At 34.6% G+C, this 14,139-nt stretch carries 10 protein-coding genes; 1 reads left to right on the top strand and 9 read right to left on the bottom strand.

All coding sequences use genetic code 11. The annotated features are described in order from the left end of the window. Positions 1-4: 4 nt before the first annotated feature. The 6 genes from O9307_RS12250 to O9307_RS12275 are packed head-to-tail and all read right to left on the bottom strand — an operon-like array spanning position 5 to position 8,430. Positions 5-1,477: a quinol:cytochrome C oxidoreductase gene (locus tag O9307_RS12250; protein ID WP_298299751.1), complete on the bottom strand. Its 1,473-nt coding sequence runs from the start codon at positions 1,475-1,477 to the stop codon at positions 5-7. Positions 1,478-1,504: 27 nt separating this feature from the next. Continuing rightward, entirely contained in the window at positions 1,505-2,050 is a 546-nt protein-coding gene (locus tag O9307_RS12255) for a cytochrome c (RefSeq protein ID WP_064716308.1), read from the bottom strand. 8 nt (positions 2,051-2,058) lie between these two features. Next, positions 2,059-2,583, bottom strand: coding sequence for a DUF3341 domain-containing protein (locus O9307_RS12260; RefSeq protein ID WP_064716307.1), 525 nt, complete (start codon positions 2,581-2,583; stop codon positions 2,059-2,061). Then, on the bottom strand, positions 2,576-3,979 hold the full coding sequence (gene nrfD / locus O9307_RS12265) for an NrfD/PsrC family molybdoenzyme membrane anchor subunit (RefSeq protein WP_298299755.1): 1,404 nt from the start codon (positions 3,977-3,979) through the stop codon (positions 2,576-2,578). The genes O9307_RS12260 and nrfD overlap by 8 nt, the downstream gene beginning before the upstream one ends. A 34-nt stretch (positions 3,980-4,013) precedes the next feature. Then, a complete protein-coding gene (locus tag O9307_RS12270; RefSeq protein WP_298299757.1) occupies positions 4,014-7,064 on the bottom strand; it encodes a TAT-variant-translocated molybdopterin oxidoreductase in 3,051 nt (1,016 codons plus the stop codon). A 34-nt stretch (positions 7,065-7,098) separates the two neighbouring features. After that, complete coding sequence (locus O9307_RS12275) at positions 7,099-8,430, bottom strand: c-type cytochrome (protein ID WP_298299759.1); 1,332 nt, start codon at positions 8,428-8,430, stop codon at positions 7,099-7,101. 215 nt (positions 8,431-8,645) lie between these two features. Here O9307_RS12275 and O9307_RS12280 point away from each other — a divergent pair, with 215 nt between their 5' ends. Further along, on the top strand, positions 8,646-9,035 hold the full coding sequence (locus O9307_RS12280; RefSeq protein WP_298299761.1) for an SPOR domain-containing protein: 390 nt from the start codon (positions 8,646-8,648) through the stop codon (positions 9,033-9,035). A 367-nt stretch (positions 9,036-9,402) separates the two neighbouring features. Here the strand turns inward: O9307_RS12280 and infB are convergent, their stop codons facing one another. The 3 genes from infB to rimP are packed head-to-tail and all read right to left on the bottom strand — an operon-like array spanning position 9,403 to position 14,042. Further along, positions 9,403-12,258, bottom strand: coding sequence for a translation initiation factor IF-2 (gene infB, locus O9307_RS12285; RefSeq protein WP_298299764.1), 2,856 nt, complete (start codon positions 12,256-12,258; stop codon positions 9,403-9,405). A gap of 52 nt (positions 12,259-12,310) precedes the next feature. Then, on the bottom strand, positions 12,311-13,564 hold the full coding sequence (gene nusA, locus O9307_RS12290) for a transcription termination factor NusA (RefSeq protein ID WP_064714275.1): 1,254 nt from the start codon (positions 13,562-13,564) through the stop codon (positions 12,311-12,313). Positions 13,565-13,577: 13 nt separating this feature from the next. Then, positions 13,578-14,042: a ribosome assembly cofactor RimP gene (rimP, locus tag O9307_RS12295; protein ID WP_298299769.1), complete on the bottom strand. Its 465-nt coding sequence runs from the start codon at positions 14,040-14,042 to the stop codon at positions 13,578-13,580. Positions 14,043-14,139 lie beyond the last annotated feature (97 nt).

A 14,139-nucleotide genomic window follows, 5' to 3' on the forward strand; every position in this document is an offset into this window, starting at 1 on the left:
AATATTAATAATGAAAGTGTTTACTTTCCTCAATAAAAGGATTTCTTTTTGGCAACAAAGGTGCTTTTGTAAGTGCTGTAAAAACAACATATATAAATAAACCAAGGAAAAATAACACTGAAGAAATTTCTGGAACACCAATAAACCATTGATCTCCAACTGTACCTGGCATAATCATATTAAAGAAATCAATATAATGTCCAAATAATATAACGGTACCTGCCATAACCAACACCCACGTAATTCTTTTGAAGTCAGTATTAATTAAAATTAAAACTGGGAACAAGAAATTCATAGCTACAGCGCCAAAGAAAGGTAAATTAAAATCTTGAATTCTAGTAACAAAATAGGTAACCTCTTCTGGAATATTAGCATACCAAATCAACATAAATTGAGAGAACCATAAGTAGGTCCAAAATACACTGATCCCAAACATAAACTTAGCTAAATCATGAATATGACTTGTGTTTACATGTTCTAAATAGCCTTTTGATTTTAAGTAAAGCGTAATCATACAAATGGTTGTAATACCACTTACAAAGAAACTAGCAAAAACATACCAACCAAACAATGTACTAAACCAATGTGGATCAATTGACATAATCCAATCCCAAGACATAATAGATTCAGTAACTATAAAGAAAACTAAGAACAAAGCAGACATTTTGAAATTCTTTTTGTAAAAAGTATTATCTTCTGATTCATCTTGTGCTAAACAATTTTTTCTTGAAAAATATCTATAAGCATTCCATCCTAACAAGAAGATACCTGCTCTAATAATCCAAAATGGAAAGTTTAAATAACCAGATTTAGTTTGTATCAATTTATCATGAGCAACCACTTCAGGATCCAACCAAATAAACAAATGGTTAAAATGCAATCCACATAAAACTAATATGATAAAGAATATTACAGAACCTACTGGTAAATAAGCCGTGATACCTTGCATTACTCTAAACAAAACTGGAGACCAACCTGCTTGAGCAACTTGCTGAATAGCATAAAATGCTAAAGTTCCTAAGGATAACAACATAAAAAAGATACAAGCTACATATACAGCAGCCCATGGCTTATTGCTTAATTGATGCAAAACATGCTCTAAATGTTCTGTATGCTCAGCATCTGCTTTAGCGTCATGACCTACAGTCTTAGCATGATCAACATGTGAATCGGGAGCAGCATTTGTCACTTCTTCTTTAACCTCATGAGATTCTACTGGTGCAGCATGAGTAGCTTCACCATGAGCTTCTTGAGATTCAATAGGAGCTGCGTGAGTTGTCTCTGTAGTGGCTGAATGTGATTCGGCAGGAGCAGCATGAGTTGATTCCCCATGACCACCATGTGAATCTGCAGCAAGAAGTGCTTCCACATCTTGAATATCTTTTGGTGCACTATAAAAACCATAACCAATACCTAATAAACCAACAGCCATTAGGATAAAAGAAAAAGTTTTTAATTTACTTGAAAATGTATACATATCTATTACGATCAGTTTGTTCAACAATTATAATTCGCTTTTTAGTTTTAGGACATAGTCTACAACTAACCAACGCTCATGAGCACTCAATTGATTTGCATGCGATCCCATAGAGTTTAATCCATAAGTGATAACATGGAATACGCTTCCTTCTGTAATTGGACGGTCAGCATAACTAGGCACTCCAAGAAATTTTTCTCTTTCAACCAATTTACCTTTACCATTACCAGAAGCTCCATGACAACTGATGCAGTAAATTTCAAAAAGTTCTTTTCCTTTTTCTGAATTTCTCTCTAAAGAATCTAAAGGAGATTTTAAATTAGCTTTAGCCAATTCATAACCAGCAGTAGAATTCTCATATTCATATACTTCAAATCCTCTTTTTAGAGAACCTTTTGCGGGTAATTGACCTTCTTTTCCGTCTTTAAATGCATTCGATTCGGAATATGTTTCGTAACCAACCGATTCATACATGTTTGGGAAATACTGATAGTTTGGTGTCAATTTATCATGACAAGATGAAACTAACAAAGTAATACCAGCCAAAAGTGTTAATTTATATATACTTCTCATAGCTACAATTAATTCTTATCTATTACATTTACTTCAACTGCTCCTGTACTTTTGAAAAAAGAAACTAATTCTTCTTCATTGTTATTTACAGCAACCTCCATTAAAAAATGATCGTCTGTAGTTCTAACATCAGGGTTTTCGGCTTGTTTAAAAGGCCATAATCTACTTCTCATATAGAAAGTAATAACCATTAAGTGAGCAGCAAAGAAAACAGTCTCTTCAAACATAATTGGAACAAATGAAGGCATATTTTCAATGTAACTAAAACTTGGTTTACCTCCAATATCTTGAGGCCAATCTTGAATCATAATATAGTTCATCATCCAAGTAGCGAATGAAATACCACACAATCCATAGATAAAGGCACAAATAGCTAATCTAGTTGGTGCCAATCCCATTGCTTTATCTAATCCGTGAACAGGAAAAGGGGTAAAAACATCTTCAATATGATAATGTGCTGCACGTGTCTTTTTTACAGCATCCATCAATACATCGTCGTCGTTGTATATAGCGTATATTACTTTATTACTCATGGTGTACATCTTTATTTGCTTCTCTTTCTCTTTTGTAGTTATCTCCACTTCCCTTTAATATTGTTTTTACTTCAGCCTGAGCGATAACAGGGAAAGTTCTAGAATATAATAAAAACAATACAAAGAAGAATCCAATAGTACCAATAAAAATACCAATATCAACAAAGGTTGGCGAAAACATGGTCCAAGAAGATGGTAAATAATCTCTGTGCAATGAAGTCACAATAATTACAAAACGCTCAAACCACATTCCAATATTTACAACAATCGAGATAACGAAAGAGAACATAATACTAGTACGCAACTTTTTGAACCACATAAATTGTGGAGAAAAAACGTTACAAGTCATCATTGCCCAATAAGCCCACCAGTAAGGTCCAGTAGCTCTATTCAAGAAAGCATATTGTTCGTATTCAACTCCTGAATACCAAGCAATGAATAATTCAGTAATGTAAGCAACACCTACAATAGAACCCGTAATCATAATTACGATATTCATTAATTCAATATGTTGTATAGTAATATAAGCTTCTAGATTAGATACTTTTCTCATAATGATAAGCAAGGTATTAACCATAGCAAATCCAGAGAAAACCGCACCCGCCACAAAGTAAGGAGGGAAAATGGTAGTATGCCATCCTGGAATTACAGAAGTTGCAAAGTCCATCGATACAATAGTATGTACAGAAAGTACAAGAGGTGTAGCCAAACCAGCTAAAACTAATGATACTTCTTCAAAACGTTGCCAATCTTTTGCTCTACCGCTCCAACCGAAACTTAAAATAGAATACACTCTTTTATTAAAAGGAGTAACAGCTCTATCACGTAACATAGCAAAGTCAGGCAAAAGACCAGTCCACCAGAAAACTAATGAAACTGACAAATAAGTTGAAATTGCGAATACGTCCCAAAGTAATGGAGAGTTAAAGTTAACCCATAAAGAACCAAATTGATTAGGAATAGGAAGTACCCAATACGCTAACCATGGACGACCCATGTGTATAATTGGAAATAAACCTGCTTGAATAACTGAGAAGATAGTCATAGCTTCCGCAGAACGGTTAATAGCCATTCTCCATCTTTGACGGAAAAGTAAAAGTACGGCTGAAATTAATGTACCGGCGTGACCGATACCTACCCACCAAACGAAGTTAGTGATATCCCAGGCCCATCCAACTGTTTTGTTTAATCCCCAAGTTCCGATACCGGTAGATACTGTGTAAATAATACAACCCAATCCCCAAAGGAAAGCGGTTAATGCGATTGTGAATACAATCCACCAATGCTTATTAGCTTTACCTTCAACAGGTGCTGCTACATCTACAGTTACATCGTGATAAGATTTATCACCTATAACTAAGGGTTTTCTAATGGCTGCTTCGTAGTGAGACGACATAATCCTTTATATTGATTCTTAATTAATTTTTTTACTAGATATTTCTAACTTTAACTTGGTAAACCACATTTGGTTTTGTTCCAACATGCTCTAACAAATGATATGATCTTTCGTCAGCAGCTAATTTAGTTACTGCAGCATTAGTATCATTAACATCTCCAAATATCATTGCTCCAGAAGAACAAGCATTAGAACAAGCGGTTTGGAATTCTCCATCTTTAATCGCTCTACCTTCTCTTTTCGCTTTAAGAATAGTTGCTTGTGTCATTTGAATACACATAGAACATTTCTCCATAACTCCACGAGAACGAACGTTAACATCTGGATTTAATACCATTCTACCCAAATCATCATTCATATGATAATCGAATTCACTGTTTTTGTTGTACAAGAACCAGTTAAAACGACGCACTTTATATGGACAGTTGTTTGCACAGTAACGAGTACCTACGCAACGGTTATAAGCCATTTGATTTTGCCCTTGACGTCCGTGAGAAGTCGCAGCTACAGGACAAACTGTTTCACATGGGGCGTGATTACAGTGCTGACACATAACAGGTTGGAAAGAAACTTGTGGATTATCTCCAGCTTTTTCCATTTCGTTAAAAGTAGACAATGAGCTTGAAAGACCAGCGATATTTTCTTTTCTTTCTACATCACCTTCAAAAGTACTTTCTGATGAATAATATCTATCAATACGCAACCAATGCATATCTCTACTTCTTCTTACTTCATCTTTACCAACAACTGGTACGTTATTTTCAGCATGACAAGCTATTACACATGCTCCACAACCAGTACAAGCATTCAAATCAATTGAAAGGTTGAAATGATGACCAATCGAACGATCGAAAGAATCCCACAACCCAACAGAAGTAGCTTCTACTTCTTTATGATCTAAAGATACCATCGGTTTCTCGTTCCAAATTTCGGCATCTTTAGTATTGAAAATTTCTAAAGTTGTTTCTTTAATAATATCTCCACGACCCATTAATGTTTTTTGACCTTGTACACAAGCAAACTCATGTTCTCCAGAGGCCAATTCTAGGGTTACGTTTTGTAAATCATTAAAATCTTTATATAATGAGTAAGCGTTAATACCTACTTGCATTTCTTCTTTAAGAGCAGCTTTACGACCATATCCTAAAGCCATACCTACAGTACCAACAGCTTGACCAGGTTGAACAATCACAGGAACATTTTCTAAAGTAACCCCATTAGAAGTTAATTTTACATATGAACCATTCAATCCACCATTAGCAACTATTTCATTAGTAAGTCCTAACTTTTTTGCATCTGCATAAGATACTGTAATATAGTTATCCCAAGAAACTCTTGTTATTGGATCTGGAAACTCTTGTAACCAAGGATTGTTTGCTTGTTGACCATCACCCATTCCTGTTTTGGTATACAATACCAACTCAAGACCTTTTGAACTAGATGAATTAGCTAAGGCATTAGCTGCGCCTACATAATTTGCAGTACCAGCTGAAACAGTTGAAATAGCTCCTACATAAACACCATCATGTAATACTTTATTCCAAGAAGATCCAGCAATAATTCCTGATGAAACTGATTTTAAATAATCATAATAGGTACCAGCAACACCATTTAAAGACAACAATACATCTTGAAATTGCTTAGTATTGAATAAAGGACGAATGGTTGGCTGAGTAATACTATAAGTACCTTCCGTTAATTGCAAATCACCCCAAGACTCTAAATAATGAGGTACTGGAGCTGCAATAGTAGCTAATAAAGCGGTTTCATCCTCTTTTATTGTTAAAGCAACTGAAGTCGTTACTTTCTTTAAACCATTAGTAAATGATTTACTATCTGCTAGTGTATACACCGGATTAACTCCACTCATAATCAAAGTATGAACAGCACCAGCATTCATATCTTTTATTAATTGAGCAACAGCAGCGTTGGAACCTTTTCTAATTAAACGAGCACCAGAGGTAACAAACGCTTCACTAGACAAAGCTTGATTAATAGCCAAAACTAACAATTGAGCATTAACATCCTGAATTCCTGATACTAAAACACCTTTAGATCCAGCAGATTTTAATTGCTGAGCTGCTTTTGTAACTTCAGCTTTGAATTTATCATCTAATTTTACTGAAACATTATTTCCAGTAACAACATTATATATATGAACTAAAGCTTGTTTTTGATTAGCTACAGACATTGGCACACGCTTATCAGCAGCAGCACCAGATAATGTCATATTTGCTTCAAATTGAAAATGACGAGACATTTTTCCTGCCTTAGGGATTCTTCCTTGTGCATAACCAGCATCAAATCCACCACCTTGCCAATCTCCTAAGAAATCAGCTCCAACAGAAACAATCAAAGAAGCTTTTGAAAAATCATAATCAACTAAAGCTCTTTTGCCATAAACTGTTTGAAATGCATCTAAAGCTTCAGAAGAAGATACAGCATCATAAACAACATGTTTAGCATTTGGATTTTTGGCTGTAAACTCAGCAATCAATTTTTCTGTTGAAGGGCTAGCTAAAGTATTGGTAAGCAAAACTACTTGACCACCTTTTGCTTTAGCCTCAGCGATACTAGATTTCAACTTAGAATCAACTGAAGACCAAGAGGCAGATTTCCCTGCTACTTTAGGCTCTTTCAAACGCATATTATCATATAATGATAAAATTGACGCATGAATTCTTGCATTAGCTGAGAATTTAGCGCCTGCAATTGTATTATTATCGATTTTAATAGGTCGCCCTTCACGAGTTTTAACCAATAAATTGGCAAAATCAAAACCATCAAATACAGTTGTAGCATAATAATCCGCTACTCCTGGAATGATTTCCTCAGGTTGCAACACATACGGTATTGATTTGTTAACAGGTCCTTCGCAAGCAGCCAATGTAGCAGCAGCCGTACTAAAACCAACGTACTTTAAAAAGTCACGACGTGAAGTAGAAGAAGATAATTTATCACTATTTCCCAAAAATTCATCAGTAGGAATTTCTTCAACAAACTCGTTATTCTTAAGCGCCTCAACAATAGAGCTGTTTCCGTCTAGCTCTTCAACACTTTTCCAGTATTTTTTGTTTGATGACATATTATATATAAATATTAAATCTTAATAATTTCTTTTAATAGTGGCATTTACCACACTCTAAACCTCCCATTTGAGCAGCTGTCAATTTCTCAACACCATACTTTTTTGAAAGTTGTTCGTGAATTTTGGTATAGTACTCGTTACCTTCAGTCTTAACATCCGTTTTTCTGTGACAATCAACACACCAGCCCATTGTTAATGGAGCAAATTGTTTTTGAATTTCATACGTTTCAACAGGACCGTGACATGTTTGACATTCAATTCCTGCAACAGTTACGTGTTGTGAGTGATTGAAGTACACGAAGTCTGGTAAATTATGAATACGAACCCATTTTACAGGCTGCGTTTTACCAGTGTAGGATTGTGTAGTTTTATCCCAACCTACAGCAGCATATAATTTTTGAATTTGCTCATCATAGAAAGCTTTGCTGTATTCTGGAGTAGCAGTAGTTTCAGCCACTTCCGAAATGTTTTTGTGACAGTTCATACAAACGTTCAAAGAAGGAATACCTGCATTTTTACTAACACGAGCTGCGGAGTGGCAATACTTACAATTGATTTCATTATCACCAGCATGAATTTTATGAGAATAATGAATCGGTTGAATTGGAGCATATTCTTGATCAACACCAACCTGCATTAAAAAACCGTACACAAAATAAGCACTACAAAGCAATAAAAAGATAGCAGAAACCAAAACCAAGAACTGGTTTTTAGCGAACGCTTTCCAAATTGGTAATGATGGAACTTTAGGCTCAACTTGAATTCCATTTGCTTTAGCTACTTTTCTTAAAACATTGTTTACCAAAAATAACAAAACAACCAACATCGCCATTACTAATGCCAAAGCACCAAGAATAACATTGTTACTTATTCCACTATCACTAGCTTTATTCGCATCAACAACTTCAGTACCTTGACCTGGAGCAGGAGCTTCTGCCTTAGGCTCAGAAGTATAAGCTATAATATTATCAATATCACCTTCAGACAATTGAGGAAAAGCAGTCATCACTGCCTTATTATTTTCTTCAAAAACTTTTACAGCAGCAGCATCGCCAGATTTAATCAAATCTGAGCTATTCTTAACCCACTTGTAAATCCAAGACATTTCATATTTAGAAGCAACTCCTCTTAATGCAGGACCAGTAGCTTTAGCATCTAATTTATGACAAGCTGCACAATTAGCATTAAATAGTTCTTTTCCTTTAACAGGATCTCCACCTGATGTTGGTGCTGGAGCTGCTGCAGCAGCATCTGGAGCCGGAGCCGCATCTTGAGCTAATGAAGATAAGGAGAAAATTAACGCTAGTCCTAAACTAAACAACAATTTCCTAGTGATCGAATTATGGTTACCCACCTTTTTCATATTATATAATGATTATCTACTAAAATTTGATTATTTTATCTATATTTCACACATAGCAAAACAACCTTTATTTAAAAACTCGGACAAAAATACGACTTAAGAACTATTCACAAAACCTTAAAATAGTCTTAAATTCAATTTATATCCATTCTAAATAATATTTTTATGGCTAACAATTAGTTTTAGTAGTACTTTTGCATAAAAACCAATTAGTTATGAAAATAATCTCAATCAAAACATCAATTATTCTTGTATTTGCGATCACTACATCGATAGCGAAATTAAGTGCTCAATCAAAAAAAACAATACCAAATCAGGATCCAAAAGTTGATCAGTTAATGAATGAAAAGATCAAAATAAACAACTCATTATCAATAAATGATCGATACAAAATTCAAATATTTAGTGGAGCAAGTGATCCTGCTAAAAAAACGCTAAACGACTTCAAAATGGAAAATAAAAACGTTGATGCTACCATAATTTTTCAAACTCCAAACTACAAAGTATGGGTTGGAAATTACAGAACTAGAATGGAAGCTGAAAGAAACATGATTGAATTTCAAAAAAAATATAAGAACATTCTTTTAATTAAACCTTCAAAATAAAAAGTAATCAAACTCAGATTCGCAAATCTATCATAACTAAATTACTTCATCATTTATATTTTTTAGCGGAGTTCTGTGAATCAAATACACTTGTTTTTACTATTGCTATTTAGTTCAAACGTCATCTTTAGAACAAAAACTTACTCCTATTTTTGAATTCAAAAAAGGTATATACTAATTGGATTATGTTCTTTTAAATAAGACATTCTTTAAACATTGTTTTCTTATTCATAATAATATTCGAGTTAATTTTTATATTGAATAATTCAGTTTAGGCAAGAGGTCTAATGCGGATTTTTGAACAAAAAAACTTCAATTTGCATAAAAAAAGCCTCAATAATTTGAGGCTTTTTTCGTATAAATATAATTATTTCAATTTCTTTTTGATTGCAACTTCATGATAAGCTTCTATAACATCACGTTCTTCAATATCATTAAATCCTTTGATTTGAATACCACAATCGTACCCTTTAGCAACCTCTTTCACATCATCTTTAAATCGTTTCAACGCTAAAAGTTCTCCTTCAAAGATCACAACGCCTTCTCTAACAATTCTGATTTTTGAATTTTTAGTAATCTTACCATCCATAACCATACTACCAGCAATAGAACCCACTTTAGATATTTTGAAAATTTCTCTAATTTCGGCTGTACCTAGAACTTCTTCTTTCATTTCAGGCGCCAACATTCCTTCCATTGCATCTTTTAAGTCGTCAATTGCGGCATAAATGATAGAGTAGTAACGAATGTCGATTTCTTCCTTATCAGCAAGCTGTCTTGCATTTCCAGCAGGACGAACGTTAAATCCAATAATAATTGCATCGGATGCAGAAGCCAACATTACATCTGTTTCAGTAATTGCTCCAACTCCTTTATGTATAATATTAATTTGAATTTCATCTGTAGACAATTTAGAGAATGAATCTGACAATGCTTCAACTGAACCATCCACATCTCCTTTAAGAATAATATTAAGCTCTTTAAATTGACCCAAAGCAATTCTTCGTCCAATCTCATCAAGAGTAATATGACGCTGTGTTCTTACCGATTGTTCACGCATTAATTGAGAACGTTTAGCAGCAATTTGTTTTGCTTCTTTTTCGTCTTCAAAAACATTAAACTTATCACCTGCTGTTGCAGCACCATCTAATCCTAAAACAGAAACCGGTGTAGAAGGACCTGCTTCTTTAACTACATGTCCACGTTCATCGTGCATCGCTTTAATTTTACCGTGATGCTTCCCTGCCAACATATAATCTCCTACTCTTAAAGTACCATGTTGTACCAGGATAGTCGAAACATATCCTTTTCCTTTATCCAAAAATGCCTCAACAACCGTTCCTTGAGCAGGTTTATTTGGATTAGATTTTAAATCTAAAATTTCAGCTTCTAACAATACTTTTTCTAGTAATTCTTTCACACCAGTACCTACTTTAGCAGAAATGTCATGAGATTGAATTTTTCCACCCCAGTCTTCCACCAAAAGGTTCATACCAGCCAATCTTTCTTTTACTTTATCTGGATTAGCATTTGGTTTATCAATTTTATTAATAGCAAATATAATCGGAACACCTGCAGCTTGAGCGTGAGAAATTGCCTCTTTCGTTTGCGGCATGATGTCATCATCTGCTGCAATAACAATAATTGCGATATCCGTAACTTGAGCTCCACGTGCACGCATCGCGGTAAAAGCTTCGTGACCTGGTGTGTCTAAGAAAGCAATTTTTTGTCCGTTATCTAAAGTCACCCCATAAGCTCCAATGTGCTGTGTGATACCTCCAGATTCCCCTGCAATTACATTTTCTTTACGAATATAATCCAGTAAAGATGTTTTTCCGTGATCGACGTGACCCATTACGGTAACAATAGGAGCACGTGTTACCAAATCCTCTTCTTTGTCTTCAACTACTTGAATTGCTTCCTCAATATCTACAGTGATAAATTCTACTTCATATCCAAATTCATCACAAACAATAGTCAAAGTCTCAGCATCCAAACGTTGATTCATGGTTACCATGATTCCAAGAGACATACAAGTACCAATAACTTTAGTAATTGGCACATCCATCATGATCGCAATTTCACCAACAGTAACAAACTCAGTTACCTTGATTGTTTTGCTTCCTTCGTCTAATGCTCTTTGTTCATCATCAGTTTTCTGACGATGCGTCTCTCTTTTCTCTCTTCTATATTTTGCCGCTTTGGATTTCCCTCCTTTACCTTGAAGTTTTTCAAGAGTTTCACGAATTTGATTTTTTACCTCTTCCTCTGTAGGCTCAACTTTAGCCACAATAGCAGGACGATTACCTTTTACAAATCCTGGTCTTGCACTTCTATTCGCATTAAACCCACCACCTGTATTGGGAGTGATTTTATTTGGATTTGGAGTTCCCGGCGCTGTAGGAGGTTTTGGCGCACCAGGTTTTGGCGCTATCCTCTTACGTTTATTCTTATTAGCATTATTAGCTCCTGCCGCTCCTGGAGCACCAGGTTTGTTTGGAGTAATCTTTGGATCTTCTTTTTTCTTTTTAGGCTTATTGAATTGAGATAAATCAATAATTTGACCTGTAAGTGTAGTTCCTGACAACTTTTGGTATTGCGTTGTAATAGTTTCCTCAACTGGTTCGTCTGAAACAGGAGTAACAGGCGTTGAAGCAGTATTCTCTACAACTGGAGTTACTTCTTTAACTACTTCTTTTTCTTTAATACCAGCAATTGGCTTCGCAACTGGCTGGTCTGTTGAAGGTTTTTCTGGAGAAATAGGTTTAGTTTCAACTACAGGTTCAGTTGCTTTTACAGCTGGAACTTCTGGCTTTTTGATAGCTACAGTTGGATTAGAAACAGGAGCAGCTTTTTTCGGATTAAGATCAATTTTACCAACTTGAACAGGACCTGTAACTACAGCTCTAGCTTTGATAATTTCTTGTTGTCTTAAACGTTCTTCGTCTGCTTTGCGTTTGTTTTCGATTTCCTTTTCACGCTCAATGCGCAACGCTTCTTTTTCCTTTCTTTTTTCCTCACCTACTTCTTTCGACGCCTCTTTATTCCCTTTGTCACCAGCAAACTGACCGCACAAGACATTGTATACATCTTCAGAAATCTTTGTGTTTGGATTTGACTCAATAGCAATCCCTTTATCCTTAAGATAATCCACAGCTCTTTCTAAAGAAATATTCAATTCCCTTAAAACTTTGTTTATTCTTATTATTCTCTCTTCAGACATAAAACCTTTTTATTATTATCTTTTTTTGTTGTGTTGTTAGAAGAATATAGATTTAACTATCGAATTCTTCTTTCAAAATTCTCATTACATCTAAAATTGTTTCTTCTTCTAGATCTGTTCTTCTAACTAAATCTTCTACTTCTTGTTTCAAAATACTTTTTGCAGTATCTAAACCAATTTTCGCAAATTCTTCTATTACCCAGTCTTCTATTTCATCTGAAAACTCAGTCAATTCAACATCGTCCTCATCAGCTGTAGCACCAGCAATATCACCTTCACGAATTACATCTAATTCATAACCCGTAAGCATTCCTGCCAATTTAATATTGTGTCCACCACGTCCGATAGCTTTAGAAACTTCTTCTAATTTCAAAAACACTTCAGCGCGTTTGGTCTCTTCGTTAATTTTAATAGAAGAAACTTTAGCGGGACTCAATGCTCTTGTTATAAATAACTGAATATTATTTGTATAATTAATTACATCAATATTTTCATTTCCTAACTCCCTTACAATTCCGTGGATACGAGATCCTTTCATTCCCACACAGGCACCTACAGGATCAATTCTATCGTCATAAGAATCTACGGCAACTTTTGCTTTTTCTCCAGGAATCCTAACCACATTTTTCACCATGATTAAACCATCGAAAACCTCAGGGATTTCTTGCTCAAACAATTTTTCTAAAAACTTATCAGAAGTTCTAGACATAATGATTTGAGGTTTATTTCCTTTTAGCTCTACACTCTCAATAATCCCACGTACATTATCTCCTTTTCTGAAGAAATCTGAAGGAATTTGTTTCTCTTTTGGCAAAACAATCTCATTTCCTTCATCATCAACCAAAATTACAACTCGTGGACGCACATGGTGTACTTCGGCAGTGTAAATATCACCAATAATGTCTTTAAATTGTTTATAAAGATTGGTATTGTCGTGTTCGTGTATCTTTGAAATCAAATTTTGACGTAAAGCCAAAATTGCTCTTCTTCCTAAATCAATCAATTTAACCTCTTCGGAAACCTCTTCTCCAATTTCAAAGTCGGCTTCAATCTTACGAGCTTCTGTTAAAGTAATTTCTTCATTTTCGAAATCCAAATCCTCATCAGCAACAATGACTCTTCTTCTCCAAATCTCCATATCTCCTTTATCAGGATTTATAATAATATCGAAGTTATCATCTGAACCATATTTCTTTTTCAATGCATTTCTAAATACATCTTCTAAAATTGCCATAAGCGTTACACGATCAATAAGTTTATCATCTTTAAACTCTGAAAATGAATCGATTAATGCTAAATTTTCCATGCGAATTCTTTAATTAAAATGTTACTGTAACAATTGCTTCTTTAATATCTGCGTAAGGCAACTTCAGTTCTCTTTGAACAGTTTCCTTTCCTTTTCCTACTTTTTTTGGCTCTCTGGCTTTCCATGACAAAATTATAAAAACATCGTTAGCTTCAACTAATTCTGCCTCAATAATTTCCGTTCCTGTCTTAACAATTAATGTTCTGCCCACATTTTTTTTATACTGACGAATCATTTTTAATGGAGAACCTACGCCAACTGAAGCAACTTCGAGAGAAAAATCTTGTTCTTCACGGTCTAAATTATTTTCAATTGCACGGCTAATATCTATACAATCCTGAAGAGCAACTCCATTATCTCCATCTAGCGAAACTATTATCTTACAGGCATCTGTTATAGTTAAATCGATTAAAAAAACAGAAGTCCTTTCCGATAAAGCTTCTTCAACCAATGCATTTACTTTTTCTTTAAATGTCATATTTTTATAACTATTTTATAAAAAGAGGGGACATTAGTCCCCTCATTACTTAACTTTTAATAAATAACGGTGCAAATATAGTGTTTTTTTACAAATC

The organism is Flavobacterium sp. (assembly GCF_027531905.1).
Classification (GTDB): Bacteria; Bacteroidota; Bacteroidia; order Flavobacteriales; family Flavobacteriaceae; genus Flavobacterium.